The sequence below is a fragment of the Streptococcus constellatus genome (assembly GCF_902167705.1).
Taxonomy (GTDB): Bacteria; Bacillota; Bacilli; order Lactobacillales; family Streptococcaceae; genus Streptococcus; species Streptococcus constellatus_A.
Genome location: NZ_CABHMZ010000019.1, coordinates 1 through 20,426 on the forward strand (window position 1 = coordinate 1; position 20,426 = coordinate 20,426).

19 protein-coding genes and 1 pseudogene are annotated in these 20,426 nt (G+C 39.0%); 1 reads left to right on the top strand and 19 read right to left on the bottom strand.

The features are described 5' to 3' along the window. Positions 1 to 796, top strand: a 796-nt coding sequence (locus FQ204_RS05415; protein WP_144207726.1) for an IS30 family transposase, incomplete at its 5' end; no start/stop codon positions are given. Here the strand turns inward: FQ204_RS05415 and FQ204_RS05420 are convergent. The 19 genes and pseudogenes from FQ204_RS05420 to FQ204_RS05510 form a co-directional block, all read right to left on the bottom strand. Beyond that, positions 766 to 945, bottom strand: coding sequence for a hypothetical protein (locus tag FQ204_RS05420; RefSeq protein ID WP_144209571.1), 180 nt, complete (start codon positions 943 to 945; stop codon positions 766 to 768). The two genes, FQ204_RS05415 and FQ204_RS05420, sit on opposite strands and share 31 nt — an antisense overlap. A gap of 166 nt (positions 946 to 1,111) precedes the next feature. After that, positions 1,112 to 2,101 carry a lipoate--protein ligase gene (locus FQ204_RS05425; protein WP_144209574.1) on the bottom strand — a complete coding sequence of 330 codons (990 nt, stop codon included), beginning with the start codon at positions 2,099 to 2,101 and terminating at the stop codon, positions 1,112 to 1,114. A gap of 14 nt (positions 2,102 to 2,115) precedes the next feature. Further along, positions 2,116 to 3,816 (bottom strand): dihydrolipoyl dehydrogenase, encoded by a 1,701-nt coding sequence (gene lpdA, locus FQ204_RS05430; protein ID WP_144209577.1) that lies wholly within the window; start codon positions 3,814 to 3,816, stop codon positions 2,116 to 2,118. A gap of 30 nt (positions 3,817 to 3,846) precedes the next feature. Continuing rightward, positions 3,847 to 4,890: a dihydrolipoamide acetyltransferase gene (locus tag FQ204_RS05435; protein WP_144209580.1), complete on the bottom strand. Its 1,044-nt coding sequence runs from the start codon at positions 4,888 to 4,890 to the stop codon at positions 3,847 to 3,849. A gap of 165 nt (positions 4,891 to 5,055) precedes the next feature. Then, the gene (locus FQ204_RS05440) at positions 5,056 to 6,048 is read right to left on the bottom strand and encodes an alpha-ketoacid dehydrogenase subunit beta (RefSeq protein WP_144209583.1); all 993 of its coding nucleotides are present in this window, start codon (positions 6,046 to 6,048) and stop codon (positions 5,056 to 5,058) included. A 20-nt stretch (positions 6,049 to 6,068) separates the two neighbouring features. Beyond that, positions 6,069 to 7,037, bottom strand: a complete 969-nt coding sequence (locus FQ204_RS05445) for a thiamine pyrophosphate-dependent dehydrogenase E1 component subunit alpha (RefSeq protein WP_144209586.1) — start codon at positions 7,035 to 7,037, stop codon at positions 6,069 to 6,071. Between the two features lie 162 nt (positions 7,038 to 7,199). Further along, positions 7,200 to 8,360, bottom strand: coding sequence for an acetyl-CoA carboxylase biotin carboxylase subunit family protein (locus tag FQ204_RS05450; RefSeq protein WP_106079310.1), 1,161 nt, complete (start codon positions 8,358 to 8,360; stop codon positions 7,200 to 7,202). 19 nt (positions 8,361 to 8,379) lie between these two features. Then, positions 8,380 to 9,120, bottom strand: a complete 741-nt coding sequence (locus FQ204_RS05455; RefSeq protein WP_106100409.1) for an esterase family protein — start codon at positions 9,118 to 9,120, stop codon at positions 8,380 to 8,382. Positions 9,121 to 9,156: 36 nt separating this feature from the next. Beyond that, complete coding sequence (locus tag FQ204_RS05460) at positions 9,157 to 9,981, bottom strand: alpha/beta hydrolase (RefSeq protein WP_144209589.1); 825 nt, start codon at positions 9,979 to 9,981, stop codon at positions 9,157 to 9,159. Positions 9,982 to 10,113: 132 nt separating this feature from the next. Next, on the bottom strand, positions 10,114 to 11,448 hold the full coding sequence (gene trmFO / locus FQ204_RS05465; RefSeq protein WP_144209592.1) for a methylenetetrahydrofolate--tRNA-(uracil(54)-C(5))-methyltransferase (FADH(2)-oxidizing) TrmFO: 1,335 nt from the start codon (positions 11,446 to 11,448) through the stop codon (positions 10,114 to 10,116). 170 nt (positions 11,449 to 11,618) lie between these two features. Further along, a complete protein-coding gene (locus tag FQ204_RS05470) occupies positions 11,619 to 12,116 on the bottom strand; it encodes a nucleotidyltransferase family protein (protein ID WP_144209594.1) in 498 nt (165 codons plus the stop codon). Between the two features lie 62 nt (positions 12,117 to 12,178). Continuing rightward, positions 12,179 to 14,272, bottom strand: a complete 2,094-nt coding sequence (gene topA, locus FQ204_RS05475; protein ID WP_144209597.1) for a type I DNA topoisomerase — start codon at positions 14,270 to 14,272, stop codon at positions 12,179 to 12,181. Between the two features lie 85 nt (positions 14,273 to 14,357). Next, positions 14,358 to 15,200 (bottom strand): DNA-processing protein DprA, encoded by an 843-nt coding sequence (gene dprA / locus FQ204_RS05480; protein ID WP_144209600.1) that lies wholly within the window; start codon positions 15,198 to 15,200, stop codon positions 14,358 to 14,360. 82 nt (positions 15,201 to 15,282) lie between these two features. After that, positions 15,283 to 15,840, bottom strand: coding sequence for a sugar O-acetyltransferase (locus FQ204_RS05485; protein WP_144209603.1), 558 nt, complete (start codon positions 15,838 to 15,840; stop codon positions 15,283 to 15,285). Then, positions 15,830 to 16,656 (bottom strand): annotated as a pseudogene (locus FQ204_RS05490) (PRD domain-containing protein). Before FQ204_RS05490 ends, FQ204_RS05485 begins: the two are co-directional and overlap by 11 nt. 2 nt (positions 16,657 to 16,658) lie before the next feature. Next, positions 16,659 to 17,435, bottom strand: a complete 777-nt coding sequence (locus FQ204_RS05495; protein WP_144209605.1) for a ribonuclease HII — start codon at positions 17,433 to 17,435, stop codon at positions 16,659 to 16,661. Beyond that, positions 17,422 to 18,273, bottom strand: coding sequence for a ribosome biogenesis GTPase YlqF (ylqF, locus tag FQ204_RS05500; RefSeq protein ID WP_144209608.1), 852 nt, complete (start codon positions 18,271 to 18,273; stop codon positions 17,422 to 17,424). The genes FQ204_RS05495 and ylqF overlap by 14 nt, the downstream gene beginning before the upstream one ends. Positions 18,274 to 18,390: 117 nt before the next feature. Further along, positions 18,391 to 19,308 carry an MBL fold metallo-hydrolase gene (locus tag FQ204_RS05505; protein WP_144209611.1) on the bottom strand — a complete coding sequence of 306 codons (918 nt, stop codon included), beginning with the start codon at positions 19,306 to 19,308 and terminating at the stop codon, positions 18,391 to 18,393. Positions 19,309 to 19,311: 3 nt separating this feature from the next. Beyond that, positions 19,312 to 20,424 (bottom strand): acyl-CoA dehydrogenase family protein, encoded by a 1,113-nt coding sequence (locus FQ204_RS05510; protein WP_144209614.1) that lies wholly within the window; start codon positions 20,422 to 20,424, stop codon positions 19,312 to 19,314. Positions 20,425 to 20,426 lie beyond the last annotated feature (2 nt).

Genomic DNA, 20,426 nt, shown 5'->3' on the forward strand with positions numbered 1-20,426 from the left:
TGGTTATTCCGCAGTCTTAGCACAGGAACAGTACGACCACAGGGCTAAGCAAAAAGGTCGGAAGTCTTGTTTAACACCAAAGTTGAAAAAGGAAATTGAGAACGGTTTAAAATCCTCCTGGTCGCCTGAACAGATTTGTGGGCGCTATCAGCTTGAACAAAAGCCAATGGTAGCTTTTAAAACCATCTATAACTGGCTCTATGCTGGTTTGATTGATCTGGATTTAAGCGTCCTCCGTCGTAAAGGAAGAACTCGACAACCCAAAGAAACACGTGGGACATTTAGGATTGGCACGCCGATTGCCAAACGTCCTAAAGAGGTTCGGAATCGTGAAACTTTTGGCCACTGGGAGCTTGATACTGTAGTGTCTTCCAGAGGCAAAAGCAAGGGGTGTTTAGCGACTTTTCTAGAGCGAAAAACTCGTTTTTACTTAGCCTTCAAGATACCAGATAGAACAGCCAAAGCCATGTTTTCAGCCATCGAACAACTTTGTAAGCTATTTCCAAAAGAGACTCTTAAAACCTTCACTTCAGACAGGGGAAAAGAGTTCGCCTGCTATCCTCTAGTAGAGAATTTAGGAATTTCCTTTTTCTTTGCGGACGCCTATTCATCTTGGCAGAGAGGAAGTAATGAAAACGCAAATGGCTTACTAAGAGAATATTTCCCAAAGAAAACAGATTTAGCTGCTATCTCTGATGAGGCTTTGAACAAGGCCTTATATGATATCAATCACCGACCACGAAAATGTTTAGCTTACAGAACTGCTTATGAAGCTCTAGTGGATGAGTTAGAGTAAATGTTGCACTTATTCTTGCAATTTATCTTTTCAAAATCTTCCTGCGCAATGCTGACGTAAATCGTATCACTAGAATCTTTGATAAAAGCCATAACCGTACGGTCCAGCTGTTCAAATAAACCAAGTGTTTCAAAAGGAACTGTTTGCATAGAACTCTTACTTGTTAAATATCCACCAGAAAATAGAAAAGTGATTGATTTTTAACAAGTATAACCTCTCTTTCTTCACTCTTTATCCTTTATTCTATCACAAATATTTTACAAAAAGATAACCTAAGCATACAGGTTATCTTTTTTTGTTGACAAAGGGGCTGTGTCAGCCCACAATCGCTTCTGCAATATCTTCTTGGCTAATTCCAGCGAAATAGCGAGCAATATCTAGTTTTTCAAGAGCATGTAGAACGTCCTCGCGCTCATACTTGACGCCTTTCAAAATTTCTTCTACTGCTGCCACATCTTCGATTCCAAAGAAATCTCCGTAAATTTTGATGTTTTCGATTTTTGACTGAACAACATTGGCAAAGATTTCCACTTTACCGCTAGTAAATTTGGTGACACGACGAACATTGTATTCTGGTGATTTGCCATAATTCCAATCCCAAGTAGCAAATTTGGTTTCCTTGATGTGGTTGATTTCAGCTAGTTCATCATCGGAGAAGACATATTCTGTCATTTCTGGATATTCTTTCTTCATGTAGTCTAGCAGGAGGTCACGAAATTGCTCGACAGTAATCTTTTCAGGCAATTCATCAACGATATTGGTTACACGAGCTCGAACAGATTTGACACCTTTGGACTCGAACTTGTCCTTGGAAACTTTTAGGGCATTCGCCAAGACAGATAATTCGACGTCAAACAGCAAGCAACCGTGGTGCATGATTCGGCCATTGATGTAAGCCTGAGCATTGCCACAGAATTTTTTTCCGTCAATTTCCAGATCGTTACGCCCTGTAAATTCTGCTTTTACACCTAATTCTTCCAAAGTCTTGATGACCGGAATAGAGAAGCTCTTAAAATCAAAGGCTTTGTTCTCAGATTCTTTGGAAATAATGGTGTAGTTGAGATTGTTATAGTCATGATAGACAGCTCCGCCTCCGCTGATACGACGAACAACCTCAATGCCATGCTCTCGGACATAGTCGCGATTGATTTCTTCGATGGTATTCTGATGACGTCCGACAATGATAGACGGTTTATTGATCCAAAGCAAGAAAATCATATCTTCATCAAGGAGATGCTTGAAGGCATACTCCTCAAGAGCAATGTTAAAAGCTGTATCATTACTGTTGTTAATAATGTATTTCATCTCAATCGTGCCTCTTATCTTTTCTTCGGAGCATGAATAGCCAGGCCAAGTACGTCTGCAAATGCTTCGTACATAACTTCTGAGAATGTCGGATGACCGTGAATGGTTTTGAGCATTTCTTCTACTGTTATTTCCATTTCGATGATAGTAGAGGCTTCATTGATTAACTCAGCTGCAGCAGGACCGATGATGTGAACACCGAGAACTTCTCCGTATTTCTTATCAGCAATCACCTTGACAAATCCTTGAGCAGCATCAGATGCAATTGCTCGTCCGTTTGCTGCGAAGTTGAATTTACCGATAGCTATATCGTATTTTTCACGAGCTTGTTCTTCTGTCAGACCGACTGCCGCAACTTCTGGTAAAGTGTAGATAGCTGCTGGAGTTAGATTTAATTTAGCAACTACGTGATTGCCTTTGAGAGCGTTCTCTGCAGCTACTTCTCCCATACGAAAAGCTGCATGCGCCAACATCTTGGTACCGTTAATATCTCCAGGCGCGTAAATTCCTGAAACAGAAGTTTCCATATATTCATTGACCCTGATACGACCGCGGTCTAGTTCAAAGTCAACCTCGCCAATTCCCTCCAAATCAGGCACTCGTCCGATAGAAAGCAAAGCTTTATCAGCTATGATATCTTCCTTTCCTGCAACTTTGATGCGGAGCTTGCCATTTTCTTCGATAATTTCTTCCAACTTGGTCTCTGTCAAAATGGTCATGCCCTTGCGCTCAAGAATGATCCGAAGGTTTTTAGAGACTTCTGCATCCATAGCTGGAACAATCCGATTCATCATTTCGACAACCGTCACCTTACTACCAAAGGTCATAAAAGCCTGTCCTAGCTCAATACCAACAACGCCACCACCAATGATTACTAAACTTTCTGGAACTTCCTTCATATCTAGAATATCATCGCTAGTCATAACAAGTGGTGATTCCATTCCTGGAACGTTAATCTTGCTGACTTTTGATCCACCAGCTAAGATAATCTTCTTGGTCTCAAGAAGTTCAGCACCATTCACCAAGACATTCTTATCTTTGGTAATGGTACCAATTCCTTTGTAAACATCAACGCCGTAGCTGCGAAGCAGACCTGCAACGCCTCCGACAAGTGTATTGACAACCTTGTTTTTAGTTTCCAGAACTTTATCCATATTGACGGTAAAGTTTGGATTTTCAATGATAATACCACGGTTGGCTGCATGGCCCAGATTTTCGATAATCTCTGCATTGTGGAGATAGGTCTTGGTCGGGATACAGCCGCGATTGAGGCAGGTACCGCCCAGTTCAGACTTTTCGACCAGGGCGATCTTGCCACCTAATTGAGCGGCTTTAATCGCTGCCACATAACCAGCTGGTCCGCCACCAATAACCACAATATCATAAGCGTCATCACTCTTGCCATCATGATTTGCAGAAGTCGCAGCAGGTGTAGCTGTTTCTGCGGGAGCAGCAGTTGCACTTGGGATATTTTCTCCTTCTTCGCCTAGATAACCGATAACTTCCGTTACAGGAACAGTCTCACCGTCTCCTTTCAAGATAGCAATCAGATAGCCGTCTTCCTCTGCTTCTAACTCCATGCTGACTTTATCTGTCATGATTTCCAGAAGGATTTCTCCTTCTTTTACAAATTCGCCAACTTTTTTATTCCATTGAACAATCTGTCCTTCTGTCATATCAACGCCGGCTTTTGGCATAATTACTTCTAAGGCCATGTTTTTATTTTCCTCTCATTTTAACTTTTTTTACACCAACATTGAAATCGGATCTTCAATCAGTGCTTTTAGGTCTTTCATGAATTTAGCACCTGCCATACCGTCCACAACTCGGTGGTCAATGGTTAATCCAAGACTCATGATTGGTCGAATAACAATCTCTCCGTTCACTACGACTGGTTTTTCAACGGTTGAGCTAACTCCCAAAATCGCCGAATTGGGCTGATTGATAATTGGTCCGAACGATTGAACACCAAACATTCCTAGATTACTAATCGTAAAAGTTGAGTTTTGCAATTCACTTGGTGCTAATTTTCCATTTAAAGTCCGTTCAATCACATCCTTAAAGGCAACGACTAACTCAGACAGACTCATTTTTTCGGCATTGTAAACCACCGGTGTCATAAGCCCGTTGTCCATACCAACAGCCATAGCCAGATTAACATAATTGTGCATAATAATAGTTTGCCCGTCCTCTGTCAGAGACGAATTAAGATAAGGGTGCTTCATCAAAGTTTTGACAACTGCCATAGAAAGCAAATCCGTGACCGTAATTTTCTTTCCTGTCGCTTCCATAATTGTCTCTAAAACCTTCTTGCGTAGCGCCAGCAGCTCTGTCATATCTACATCATAATTGAGAGTGAAAGTTGGTGCTGTCAGATAAGAATCCACCATTCGTTTTGCAATGACCTTCCGCATTGGCGTCATTGGAAGGCGTTCAATTTCTCCATAAGGAGTGATGGTGTCAGGTATTTCTTCCCCTTTCTCAATCTGAGCAGGTGACTTGATGCTGTCTGACTCAACATTTTCAGGCAGCAAAGCCAGAATATCCTTTTTCATAATCTTGCCGTGCACGCCTGTCCCTTGGATTTCCTGCCAAGCAATATTATGCTCTTTCGCAATCCGTTTTGCAAGCGGGGATATTTTTACAACATTTTTTACTTTATAATTTTCTACATCTTCTTGATGAACACGACCATTGGCTCCTGAACCAAGTACATCGTAGAGGTTGATGCCCAGTTCATCTGCTAACTTTCGAGCCGCAGGGGTCGCTCTTAATTTTTTGTCATCCATGATCTCTCTCATTCTTAAATAATTCATTGGTTGAGGCACTATTTGCCCTATTTCTTTGTTTTCACAAAGTTTCTACTGTTAATATTAGCAAAAATCGGGGGTAAATTTTTAATTGTTTTACATAATTAAGGTTATGTAAAACTAAATTTGCCGTTTATTTCCAGTTTACTCTTTATGATAAGTCTTACGGATAGCATCTTTGATACTTTCAACTGTCGGAATCATAGCGTTTTCAAGGTTTTGAGCATAGGGCATAGGAACATCTTCGCCAGCACAGCGGTGAATTGGTGCATCCAAATAGTCAAATGCTTCTGATTCAGAAATGATAGCGGAAATTTCACCGATATAACCACTGGTTTTGTGGGCATCATTGACCAGAACGACTTTTCCTGTTTTTTTGACTGAGTTGATAATGATATCCTTGTCCAGAGGTACCAAAGTACGTGGATCCACCACTTCTACCGAAATGCCTTCTTCTGTCAATTCTTCAGCTGCTTGCATGACTCTACGGAGCATTTTCCCATAAGTCACAACTGTCACGTCCGTTCCCTTTTTTTTGATGTCACCAACACCGAGAGGAATTGTATAATCAAGGTCAAGTGGAACTTCTCCCTTTTGGTTGAATTCTGATTTGTACTCAAGGATAATAACAGGATTGTTATCGCGGATTGAGGATTTTAACAAGCCTTTCATATCTGTAGGAGTGCCTGGTGCCACGACCTTTAAGCCCGGAATGTGTGTAAACCAAGATTCCAAAGATTGCGAGTGTTGAGCAGCTGAACCGACACCATTTCCAGCTGCGCAGCGGATTGTCATCGGAACCTGACCTTTACCACCGAACATATAACGTGTTTTAGCGGCTTGGTTGACAATTGCATCCATGGCAATCACAGAAAAGTCCATGAAGGTCATATCTACAATCGGGCGTAGTCCAGTCATTGCTGCTCCTGCTGCAGCTCCCGAAATAGCTGCTTCAGAAATTGGACAATCACGTACTCGTTCTGGACCGAATTCTTCTAACATTCCGACGGATGTTCCGAAATCTCCTCCGAAAATGCCGACATCTTCTCCTATTAACAACACATTTTCATCAAGACGCATTTCCTCAGACATGGCAAGGATAATGGTGTCACGGAAGGACATTGTTTTTGTTTCCATTATTATTCAATCTCCTCTCTTTAATCTGCATAAATATCTTCAAAAGCTGACTCAAGTGGTGGGAATGGACTTTCTTCCGCGAATTTTACAGATGCTTCTACTGCTTCTTTAACCTCTGCTTGGATAGCCTCTAACTCTTCATCGCTTACAATCTGATTTGCTAGCAAGTATTTACGAAGATTTTCGATTGGGTCTTTTTTCTTCCACTCTTCTACTTCTTCGCGCGTCCGATATTTACCAGGGTCAGATGAAGAATGGCCCAACCAGCGATAAGTGACACTTTCAATCAAGACAGGTCCATTACCACTTCGAACATGTTTAACAGCCTTTTGAAAACCTTCATAGACATCGATGACATTGTTCCCGTCTGGAATAAACATCCCAGGAATGCCATAAGCGGCACTGCGCTCGTGAATGTGCTCTATATTGGTCATTTTCTTAATATCCGCAGAAATACCATAACCATTATTGATACAATAAAAAATCACTGGCAACTTCCAAATAGAGGCCATATTAACTGCTTCATGAAAAACACCTTCGTTCGTTGCTCCGTCACCAAAGAAACAAACGACAATCTTTCCTGTATGGTGCATTTGCTGAGTAAGGGCTGCACCGACTGCAATTCCCATACCTCCGCCGACAATACCATTTGCCCCTAAATTTCCAGCATCCAAATCAGCAATGTGCATGGAGCCGCCTTTTCCTTTGCAGGTTCCATTGTATTTGCCCATGATTTCTGCCATCATGCCATTTAGGTCAATTCCTTTAGCAATCGCCTGACCATGACCACGATGGTTAGATGTAATCAAATCATCAGGATCGAGGGCCAACATAGCTCCAACACTTGCTGCTTCTTCTCCAACTGAAAAGTGAGTCATACCTGGAACTTTCCCCTTTTTTACGAGTTGAGCAATTTTCAAGTCCATCCGACGGATTTCTTCCATCTTCCGAAACATCTCTAATAAGAGATTTTTATCTAACATTGCCATATTTTTTACCTTTCTAAACTTGATTTCTACAATCACATTCTAACCAATCCTAAAAAAACTGTCAAAATTTATGCTTGCAGAATTTCACAATTCAAATCAGCTCGCCTTACTGGCAAGCTGATTTGAATTGATTGAACTAAAATTTCACAAATTACTGTTTTTCTACTTTTTTCCAAAATCCTCTATCATTTGATCGATTTCCGAACGACTTGGTGTTGTCAAAATATAATGAACATCTCCTTGTAAGTCTGCAAATGCCTTTGGCATGATTTTGACCGCTTTTAATTTATCGCCGTACTTCGCACGCAATTCTTCTTCCGAATACACATAATTTGAGGTTGAACGGCGTGAAGTAACCAAGCCATATTGTGCTTCAACTTGAGGTTGTGGGAAAGGTTCACCATTCACAATATCTGCATACCCACGATAAAGGTCAATGGAGTGAGCAAAGTTATACAAATCAATCGTAAAAGCACCTGCTGGACGATTGTTATATTCTATGGCAATATAATCATCTCCGTCACGGAAAAATTCAATATGGAAGAAACGTTCTTTCATGCCAAACGCTTTAATGATAGCTTCTCCATATTGACGTAATTTTGGATCCATGTCTTTTATAATATAATATGAGTTTTCATAATGATTCAAAACTAAGTCTAAAGGAGTATAAGCATAGTCAAAAGTCGTTGAAAACACAATATTTCCTTTTGAATCCAGTAATCCGTCAAACGTACAAATTTGTCCAGAATCAACGAATTTTTCAAAGAAATAAACGGTTTGCTTATCCCACTCTTGTTTAAATTGTTCAACATCCTCAGTAGTTTCAAGTTTATAAGTTCCTGCTGCACCAACTCCATTGTCTGGCTTCGCAATCATCGGAAGTCCAATTTTACTGACAGCCATGTCAACTGCCTGCAAGGTTTTTACAATTTGACCAGGAACGACAGGAACTCCAGCCTTTTTAAAGAGTTTCTTCATTTCAGACTTAAATTTTGTCTTTTTCAAGTCTTTTGGTTTTGGTCCTACAACATTAAATTGTTCACGCAATTTTGCGTCTTGATCCAACCAATATTCATTGTGTGACTCAATGCGGTCAATTGGTCCATGCTTGTAAAAAAGGAAAGCTACAGCACGTTTCACTTCATCAAGATTTTCTAGATTTTCCACACGAAAATATTCTGTTAAAGCATTTTTCAGAGGTTGATCTAATTGATCATAAGGCTCTTGCCCAATCCCTAAAACAGTAATTCCTTTGTTAGCAAGTTCAACGGTAAATTGTTGAAAATTTTGTGGATAATAAGGTGAAATAACGATATAGTTCATAATATTATTTCCTTTCTAATCATAAGTTTAATTGACTTAGAAAATAAGGCATTTGCTTACGCCACCAAATCCAGTCATGCGAAACATCATATCCCCATTCAGCAAACCATGCAGGAATGTTCTTATGCTCAAAGGCTTCTTTTAAGGTATAGAAAGAAGGTAGTCCGTCCTGCTCCCATGCACCAAGTCCTGTACAGACAATGATATCAGCATTGCGATAGCGGTCAATAAACCAGCCATCGTTTTGATTCCAAATGTAATCTGCTGGTGAATTTTGATAAATTGCTTCATCATCTAAACAATCACCGACAAAGAAGCGGGCATCGTAAACTCCACTGAGGGCGATGACCTTGTTAAAGACATCGGGGTGCTGGAGAAAGAAATTGACAGCATGATAGGCTCCCATAGAACAACCTGTCGTCATCATTGGATCAAACCAACCTGTTTTATGCTTGATAAAAGGAATGGCTTCCTCAATGACATAGCGCTCATAAGCTCGGTGCATTTCTGCGCGGTCGTGAGGAGCTTTCCAATCAGCCAACCAACTTTCACTATCTACACTACTCAAAGTGAAAAATTGGATTTTTCCTGTTTCGATAAACCATGAACAAGCCTCAATCATACCAAAATCTGCATATTCATTGTGACTGCCTCCTGATGAAGCAAAAACGACTACAGGCATCCCAGCGTGTCCATAACGATTCACATACATTTCACGATTTAAATGACCGCTCCAATGACTTAAAAATTCAACATGCATATAAATACTCTCTCCTCATATTTTTAATTGATTTATTTACCATTTTTCACTAAAGAAACGAAGGCAGTCAGGCAAATGCTCAGCCCAGACTACTTCATTGTGTTCTGCCCCAGATTGGATATGAAACAACAGATTTTCCAAATCTAAACCGCCCGCAATTAACTGACGAAAGTAGGTTAATGACGAATCAATATAAGCTTGCTTGATGTTGCCAGCCATCAAGGTTTTATCCGTATCATCGACTTCTTCCGTTCCGACATAAATATAAATACGCTGATCTGCTAATAGGTTATGGCGTTCTATATAACGATTGAACGCTTCCTGGTGTAGCCAGTTTGCAGATGAGAAAACACCTAAGCAACCAATTTGCTCTTGGTATTCAATTCCCATAAACTGCGTAATATTTCCACCCAAGGAAGAACCAATCATGGCTGTATGTGTTCTGTCTGATTTGGTGCGATAATGCTCGTCAACAAAGGGTTTGACAACTTCCATGACAAATTCAGCATACTCTGTCCCCTTGCCCCCAAATTGCATGTCTGGAATAGCCGACTCCTGATATTTCCAAGCAGAATACTCATTCATTCGATTAAAACCGTCATTGTCAATAGCCACCACAATCATTTTTTCAATGTCCGGATTTCGCTTAATTGTTGGAATAATTTTCCAAGAATGACCGCTAAAGGCCTCCTTGCTGTAAAGGACATTTTGACCGTCGTGAAAATAAACTACAGGATAGGATTTCTTAGTATCTTGTTCATAATTTCTAGGAAGAAGCACCCGAACACGACGTTTTTGTTTAGTGTAAGGTACTTCTAATTCATGTTCTCTTACTTCAAGATAGAAATAGGATTGATTCATTATCAGAAAACTTTCTATTTTCAAAATTTTTATCTATTATATCATAAAATATGCAAAAAAGTTAGGAATTTCCTAACTTTTTTAACACTTTTGTAACAAATCCTCATTATTTCTATCTTTTACAGGAGAAAATTAGAGATTTTGATAGTTTTCGATAGCTTGTAGCGCTCGTTCAGCTATTTTTTCATACCGCTCTTTCTTGTCTCGAATCCGAGGACCGTCCAACTCTTTGATAATTCCAAAATTGACATTCATTGGTTGGAAATGTTTGCTGTCAGCATGCGTGATGTAATGAGGTAAACTTCCAATAGCAGTTGTTTCTGGAAAGACCAGTGATTCTGCTCCATTGAAAAGTCTGGCTGCATTGATACCAGCTACCAGTCCAGATGCAGCAGATTCCACATATCCCTCTACACCAGTCATCTGGCCAGCAAAGAAAATGTTCTCTTTCTTTTTAGACTGGAAAGTTTGAGTCAGAAGATTTGGTGAATCCATGTAAGAATTACGGTGCATCACACCATATCGAACGAATTCTGCATTTTCCAATCCTGGAATCATCCGAAAAACACGCTTTTGTTCGCCCCATTTAAGATGTGTCTGAAATCCAACGATATTATAAAGACTTCCAGCTGCATTGTCCTGACGAAGCTGCACAACTGCATATGGTGTTTTAAATTCACCATCACGAAGTCCTTTATAGTCATCTGGATATTCCAAACCAACTGGCTTCATAGGTCCATAGAGCATGGTTTTTATCCCTCTCTTAGCCATCACCTCAATCGGCATGCAGCCTTCAAAGTATTTTTCTTTTTCAAAGATATTTAACGGTGCTTCTTCAGCATTGACTAAAGCATCGTGAAAAGTCATAAATTCACTCTTAGTCATAGGAGCATTGAGATAAGCGGCCTCTCCCTTATCATAACGAGACTTGAGATAAACTTTTTCCCTATCAATCGTATTGATATCTACAATCGGTGCTGCCGCATCATAAAAGTAAAATCCAGTTCCATCATTTAGCGCGTGGATTTTTTCAGCAAGTGCATCACTTGTCAAAGGCCCTGTCGCAATAACAGCAATCGTATCATCAGGAAGTTCAGTAATTTCCTCACGAATAACCTCAATGAAAGGATGGTTACTTAACTCATCGGTGACTGATTTTGAAAAACCGTCTCGGTCAACTGCCAACGCCCCTCCAGCTGGTACGCGTGTAGCTTCTGCTACTCGCATAATGATGGAATCCAAACGGCGCATTTCTTCTTTTAAGAGACCAACTGCATTTGTCAGCGAATCTCCCCGTAGAGAGTTAGAGCAAACTAGTTCTGCAAACTCGCTAGTCTTATGTTGCGGAGTAGATTTCACTCCGCGCATTTCATACAGCTTAACAGGAATACCACGTTTAGCAATCTGATAAGCTGCTTCACTGCCAGCTAGACCAGCTCCGATGACATTGATGTAAGATTGAGACATGAAACGAATACCTCTTTGGGAAGAGATTCCCACAAATCTTTCTAATTATTCTTTACTATTATAACAGAAAAAGCCTCTACTGACGAGTGAGACTTTCTACAATGATTATGCTAATCACTAAATAAAAATAGTTTTATCAACAACATCAACTGATGTTTCTTATCTTCTATCTATTGATTTAAAAGCTTTTCCAAATAGGCAATTTTAGCAAAATCCTTATCATTATTTTGTTCATTCCGATAAGAATCTTGCGAAGATGCTCGGTAAATGCTGAGATATTGCTCTGCGTTAGGAAGGAAATAAACCACTCCCGCTGTTTGATATTTCGCTAATTCATCTAAAGGAATCCCAGCAAAGTCTTCCAAAGTATTCATAGCACCAAACTCAACTGATAGATCTTCCTTTTGAAATTCATGCTCATGCAGATCTACTAAGTGATAACCAAGCCGATTCATAATTACTTCAATCTTTTTAAAATCATAAATCCGCTCCTCATCAGGTGCCTCCCAGCCTCTTGGGTCTCCCGGCACATGGATATCAATATCTCGCACTTGCCAGTATCGACCAGTTACCTGTTCAAGCCCTAGTGAGCCCATAAGCAAAGGAGTGATTCCAATTCCATTCAATTCCTTTGCAATTTTTAAAAATTCATCAAATTTCTCTTTCATACAGTTTCCCTTGCTACATTAAAGAAAATTTACATAAAATAAATTATGTAAACATCTTTAGCTTATTTTACTTTTTCTTCCTCATAGTCACCATTACTGCAGACAACTTGTTTGCCACCACCGCGAACTTTCTTTTCTACAAGATACTGACCACATTTCGGGCAAGAGCGACCAACCGGTTTATCCCAAGAAGTGAAGTCACAATCTGGATAGCGATTACAACCATAGAAAAGGCGATTGCGTTTGGTTTTGCGCTCAATAATTTGCCCTTGATGACATTTAGGACACTCGACACCAATTTCTTTAACAATTGCTTGGGTGTGACGACAGTCAGGGAAATTGCTACATGCATAGAATTTACCATAGCGCCCCAATTTGATAACCATAGGACTTCCACAAACTTCGCAGTCAAATCCAGCAGGCTCGTCTTTGATTTGAATTTTTTCCATTTCAGTTTCTGCTTTTGCAACTTCTTTTTCAAACGGTTTATAAAATTCATCAATAACTTTTTGCCACTGCTCTTTTCCAATCTCAACATCATCTAGCTTGGTTTCCATATCAGCGGTAAACTTCACATTGACAATATCGGGGAAAAATTCAACAATCAAGGAATTGACAATTTCACCAAGTTCAGTTGGCTCAAAGCGCTTAGAAACTAATTTTACATAGTAGCGTTTTTGAATCGTTTCAATTGTTGGTGCATAAGTTGACGGACGACCGACACCATTTTCTTCCAAAGTCTTAATCAAAGTTGCTTCTGAATAGCGTGCTGGGGGTTGTGTGAAGTGCTGTTCAGGATTGGTATTGACCCGTTTCACTGTATCGCCTTTTTCCATATCAGGCAACATTTTATTCTTATCAGAATCATTGTAAATAGCTAGATAACCGTCAAATTTAACTTGACTACCATTTGCAGCAAATTGAACACCGTTTTGTCCCAATTTCACACTCATAGTGTCAAATACTGCTGCAGTCATTTGACTAGCCACAAAACGATTCCAAATCAGCGTGTACAGTTTTAATTGATCTTTATCTAGATATTTTGCGATATTTTCAGGTGTATTGAACACGCTTGACGGACGAATAGCTTCATGAGCGTCTTGTGCACCAGAAGCATTTCGGACTCTGCTGCCATGTTTAGAATATTTCTCGCCAAAACGGTCTGTAATGAAGGTTGCAGCTTCGTTTTGAGCAACTGGACTAATACGAGTGGAGTCTGTACGCATATAGGTAATCAAACCTTGCACACCAGAACCAATATTGATTCCTTCGTAGAGCTGCTGAGCGACCATCATGGTCTTGCGAGTTCGGAAATTGATTTTATTGGCAGCATCTTGCTGCATAGATGACGTTGTGTAAGGCAGCGGTGCATTACGTTTGCGTTCCTTTTTCTCAACGCTTTCGACAGTAAATTCATCGCCTTTGATATGAGAAAGAACGTTTTTTACTTCATCGTTGGTAGCAAGTTTCATCTTCTTACCATTCATGCCGTAAAAGTTGGCTTGAAATTGACGAGTGCCTTTTTTGAAAGTTCCGTCAATCGTCCAATACTCTTCTGGTTTAAAGGCATTGATTTCGTTTTCGCGGTCAATGATGAGCTTCAAGGCAACAGATTGCACACGTCCAGCTGACAATCCCTTTTTGACCTTTTTCCAGAGAATTGGAGAGATAGAATACCCCACAATACGGTCAAGAACACGACGCGCTTGTTGAGCATCTACCAAATCCATATCAATCTGGCGCGGTTCTTTAAAAGCGTTTTTAACTGCATCTTTCGTTATTTCGTTGAAAACAACACGATTTTTATCTTGCTCATCCAGATGTAAGATATGAGCCAAATGCCAAGAAATAGCTTCTCCTTCACGGTCCGGGTCACTCGCAAGATAGACTTGTTTCGCTTTTTTAGCTTCTTTTTTCAAATCATTGATAAGAGGGCCTTTCCCACGAATATTGATATATTCTGGCTCATAGTTGTTTTCAAAATCGATGGACATGGTAGATTTTTTTAAATCGCGAATATGTCCAACACTGGCTAAAACCTTGTAGTTCCGCCCTAAATATTTTTCAATTGTTTTTGCTTTAGCTGGCGATTCTACAATCACCAGATTCTTTTTAGCTGTTGTTTTTTTCTTTGTTTTCGTTACCAATGCAAACACCTTCTAAAAGTAATAAACCTCATAGAGTTTAAACTATTTTTTTTAAGATGTCAACTAGTAGCATTCTCTTATAGGAGAACTTATTTTAAAATTGGAACTCAGAAAGTACGTCAGCGCCTGATGTGATGCACTTTGCACCCTCTTGAATCAAATGATGACAGCCGTCACTCCTTCTGTCTACAATTGACCCTGGAATAGCAAACACATCTCGTCCTTCTTCCATTGCACGCTCACAAGTAATTAGGCTTCCTGAGCGCATTTTGGCTTCAGCGACAATAACGCCTCTGCACAAACCTGCTATAATGCGATTCCGTTCTGGAAAATGAAATTTCAATGGCTCTGATTCGGGACCGTATTCACTAAGCACCAGATGGTGTTCTCCCAAATAAGATTGAAGTTTTTTATTGGCTCTTGGATAAAAAACATCTAAACCTGTTCCAATAACGGCAATAGTACGACCGCCATTTTGCAATGCTGCCATGTGAGCTGATGTATCAATTCCGCGCGCTAAGCCGCTCACGATAACTAGTTCATTGTTTAACTCTTTAATAATTTTTTGAACAGACTGGCTGCCTGTTCGGCTACTATTGCGACTTCCCACAACGGCTACTTTCGGTAATTTCAATAAATCTAAGTTTCCTTTGTAGAAAAGGAGAACAGGTGGATTGTAAATTTCGCTCAAATCCCAGGGATATACATCATCCAAGATAGAAAAGGACGGAAACTTTTCAAATTCTTGACGTAATAAATCATCATCTAACTGCAAGTATTTTTCAATGAAAAGAGCTGGATTGCGGCATTCTGAAACAACTGCCATATCTTTGGCTGACAATTCTTTTTCATGTATTTCTGCATATTCCAATACATTGATAACTTGTTGGTTGGTCAAACCAGCTTCTTTTAATTTATAAATATCAAAATTATCCATTTTATCATTCCTTTTACTTTTTTAATTGCATTTCAAATATATTATTCGCAAAAGAAATTAAAAAATGAGAATTTCTCGCTTTTTACATTTTATCTAATTCTTTAATAATCCGAGCTGGATTCCCTGCTACAACGACATTATCACCATAAGATTTGGTGACAACCGAACCTGCGCCTACTACGACATTATCTCCCAATGTTACCCCAGGCAAAATCGTTACACCACCACCTGCCCAGAAATTATCCCCAATAGTTATCGGCGCACCGTACTCTACACCTGATATGCGCTCTTGGGCGTCTAAAGGGTGGAGAGGAGTCAGGAGTTGACAATTCGGTCCGAACAATGCATTTTTTCCAATTTTAATCGGGCAGACATCAAGCATGGTCATGTTCCAATTAGAATAGAAATTTTCTCCTAAGTGAATGTTGATACCATAATCGCAGACAAAGTTTGGTTTAATCGAAATGTTCTCACCAGTTGATCCAAACCATTCTTTGACTAGTTCACTTCTTTTTTTACTGTCTTGTTCTGCGTTAAAGGCGTATTGAAATCGACGAGAACGAGCTATAAGTTTCCGTAATCCTGAATCTTGCGGATTGTATAATTCTCCCGCAATCATTTTTTCATATTCAGTTTTCATTGACTTTCCTTTTCATTCTTGATAAGTGAATGGTTAGATACATTTGTTCATCATCAGACGTCTGATAATTTCGTGTCTGCTTGAGATATTGTGTGATCTTAACAGTGGTCTCATAAGCTGACGGATACTTGATTTTCAGCAAATCAAACATGTCATTGTCGTCTAACTCTTGATATCCGACGTCTGTTAAAACACGTTCGCAGAAAAATTTCAGATGCGTAATAAATCGTTGGACATAAATATCATCGTCATCTAATGAAATTTCTAAGCTATATTTGACAATCGTCATGATTTCTTCCATTAGCTGTGTCAAATCTTGAGCAGCCACATTGCCGCTATCTAATTCAGCATTGACAATGGTAAGAGCCATAAAGCCGGCTTCATCCAAAGGTAAGTCTTGTCCTAAATAATCACTTAACAATTGATTAGCATACTTCCCCACTTCAAATTCGTCAGGGAAAAATCGCTTAATGTCCCACATCAGAAAATTTTTCATGAAAAATTGATCTTTTGTCCGCAGAACAACACCATACATATGATCAGCCATTACTAAAAAGGCACTATCTTGCAATTTCTTATTTATTTTTGCATGTGCATAAGTAATAATCTTATCGGCCATTTCAATGATGTCAGCAGGCAATTCTAACAACAATTCACGTTTGTTTTCTGATAAAACATATTTTTCTCAATCAGACTGTCCCGAATGTCATCTCCTGCTTTACGACCAAATGCTAGCCCACGTCCCATTAACACAACTTCTTGGTGATTTTCTTCAGAAATGACTACATTATTGTTTAAAACTTTACTAATAATCATATTTAGCTCTCTGTCTTTTCAATCATAGATTTAATGGGTTCAAAGGTTTTTCGGTGAATAGGAGTAATTCCTTTTTTCTTTAAGCCCTCTAAATGATGCTGGGTCCCATAACCAACATTGTGTGCAAAATCATAACCTGGATAAGTCAGCTCATAATCTGTCATCATGCGATCTCTCGTTACTTTTGCCACAATCGAAGCGGCCGCAATAGAGAGCGAATTGGCATCTCCTTTGATGATAGACAGTTGTGGTATTGAAACATCTAGCTGCATAGCATCAATCAAGAGATGTTGCGGAGAGATTTCAAGATTTCCCACTGCTTCTAACATGGCTAATTTCGTCGCTTCATAGATATTCACCTTATCAATCACTTGATTATCCTTAACACCAATACCAACTGCAACGGCTTGTTTTAGCACTTCTTGATAGATTTCTTCATGTTTTTTCTTGGGTATTTTCTTGCTGTCATTGAGACCTTTGATTTTACAATTTTGAGGTAAAATAACGGCCGCTGCCACAACAGGTCCCGCTAACGGACCACGCCCAACCTCATCAATACCAGCAATGTATTGACAACCAGTAGCATAAAGTTCCTTTTCATAGCGCAACATTTGCTCCAAACGATGGTCTTCGTCCAATTCAGCTTGGATTTGTTTTTTACGCTTCATAATGATCTTGTGGACACCAGCCCGACTATCATCTCGAAATTGCTCAAAAACGGGACTATCTATGTCTGTTATTTCAGATAATAGCTTTTGCACTTCTTTAATCGTTGTCATTTATATCACCTAAAGTATCCAAGGTATAACGCCCTAATTTACCATCGCGAATATCTTTTATGAAAAGACGATAAAAGCGGTCATAATCATCTCGAAATCCTAATTTTTGTGTCATATCCATAATGATTTCCGGTGCGTCTTCTTCCAAGTCCATTTGCGTGAACCGTTCTTGAAGTTCCTTTGGATAATGTTCTTTGAAATAATTGATCCCAAAAATAGTAACCTCATCCATTGGAAGTAAATCGTCTTTAATCGCTCCTGTTAAAGCGAGTTTCAAAGCAACTTTTTCATCTTCAAACTTAGGCCAGAGAATCCCTGGAGTATCTAAAATTTCCAAGTCCTTATTCGACTTGAGCCACTGCTGTCCTTTGGTAACACCTGGTTTATTTCCAGTCACAGCGATTTTTTTACCAGCTAAACGGTTCATCAGGGTGGATTTTCCGGCATTAGGAATACCAATAATCATCGTTCGCAATGTTTCAATTTGAATGCCGCGCTCTTTTTGCCGAGCGATTTTCTCTTTCATCAAAGACTTAGCTGCTTCTGTGACTTTTTTTACAGTTGATTGTTCTTTTGAATTGATTGCCAATGTCTTGATGCCTTGACTTTCAAAATATCTTCGCCACTCTTTCGTCAAATCAGCATCAGCTAAATCTGCCTTATTTAAAATAAGGAGCTTAGGCTTATCGCCCACGATTTTAGTTAGCATGGGATTTTGACTGGATAATGGCAAACGCGCATCTACTAAAATTGTCACAAAATCCACAAATTTGATATTTTCTTGTACTTGTCTCCGAGCCTTTGACATGTGTCCTGGAAACCATTGAATTGTTGCCATGAAAACCTCTTTCTTACAGTAATCTAACATCTTCATTATATCAGAATTTTAAATAATCCGCATTGATAAGTAGAGCAATAAAAAAGCCTTTCAAAAATAAAAGGCAATTTTCAAATTTTAATGATATAAAGCAGGTTTTCTATCTTGCTTATCGGTAAATGGAAGTCTTGGTTCACGAATTCTTTTTACATAATCAACTATTTCTTTTCCTTCATAGTCAAATTCTGCAACGGCAAAAAATTGATCATGATAAAAGAAAAATTTATAATGATTTTCAAATGCTTCCTTGAGCCATTTTTCTTTTGCAATGATAGAACGCATGGGATAATCATCTACAGCAGCAACCCACACAGGCTTACGATGCGCGTGGGTTAAGAGCAAATCTGCCATATGGATCATCGTTTCCTTTCCCTGTTTCAGCAAAATAATGCTATGACCATTGCTATGACCGCCCGTATGAACCAGTTGAATTTCTGGAATGACATTTAAATATTCAGTAAATGTCTCAACCTGATGTTGAATTGGTTCCCAATTTTCTCTGAGATACGTTCCTCGCGTTCGATTGTTTGGATTCATCATTTCGTACCATTCAATGTCATTGACAAAAATCTTAGCGTTGGGAAAGGTTGAAACCAATTGATTATTCTCATCTAGTTTCGTTAAACCACCAGAATGATCGTGGTGCATGTGGGTCATCAACACATAAGAAATATCTTCAGGAGTTAGACCTAAAATTTCTAAACTTTCCTCAATTCTGCTTTCAGACAGAATTCCTAGATTTCGTCTCTGTTTATCAGAAAGTTTAGCAGTATTAAAACTTGCATCAATTAAATAATTTTTGTTCTTGTATTGAATCAATATTGGATCAGTTAACTCAATCATCATATTTTCTTCAGTTGTTGGATAATAGCGTGACCAAACAACTTTTGGCACAGGACCAAACAAGGTACCTGCATCCGTCATTTTATCAGCTCCACGTAACCAAGTCAATTTCATGTCTCCAAATTGATACTCTTGTAGAGTGAGTTTTGTCATTTATTACTCCTTTAGCCATCTTTCGGCAATTTCTCGTCTAATCGAATTTCCAGACCGACCATAATTTTCAATAGTTTTAGCGTCTTGTAAATAACGTCTGATATTGATTTTATCAAACTTTTGAAAAGGCCCGATAAGTCTAATAATTTCATCGGATATTTCAATTGCCACTTTAGTTGTGTATAATTTTATGCGAGAAACAAATTTTGCATCTTCTTCTATCTGACTAGGATAGGAGGCAAAATAAGCTTCTGCCGAGCATAGTTTATTATATAAATCAGCAAACTTATTTTGGTGAACCTCGACATCAATCAAGCGTTTACCAAATTCTCTTTTCACTTTTGCAAATTCAATTCCTTTCTTAAAAGCCCCCTCAGCAATCCCTAACGCAATAGCACTTAATCCAAGTTGCATATTTTTGATTATATTCGCGAATTGGATATCTCCAAGCAATTCACCTCCCAGCAAAGCATGCTGTGGAAGAAAGACATTTTCTAAAGTAACTGAACTCAAAGGAAGGCCTATTAACCCTGGCTTTTCAATTTGTTCACCAATAAGAACATTTGAATCATTCGGATCAACAATAAAGAGTCCGTACTTCTCCTTCTTACCTTGTTCTTTTACTTTTGCCAAAATCAACAACATATCTGCAACACTACTATTAGAAATCATAGCTTTTTTTCCTGAGAGATACCAGCCCTGCTCGGTTTTTGTCGCATAAGTTTCAAGATCTTCCAGTCCATTTAGGTGCTTATACTCACAAAATCCCAGACCTGCTATATAGTTGCCTTTCAGTAATTTTTCAAGGTATAATTCCTTTTGCTCTGTTGTCCCAAAATTTAAAATAGAATAGATACCATAGCAACCTTGGGTTAATAAAATAGCTGAAAGAGCAGCAAATTCATTCGCAATTTTTCGGATAAATGTGATGAAATCAGAACTCAAGGTGTGATTTTTTTCAGATAAAATAGGCGAAAATATCTTTATATCATTCGCTAAATCATCCCATATCTCTCTTGGGAAATAATGTGACTCATCATATTCTCTTACATAGTTTCTGATTGCTGTATTGACATAGGAATCAAGCATCATTGCTGTAGTGCTATTTTTTGACATTG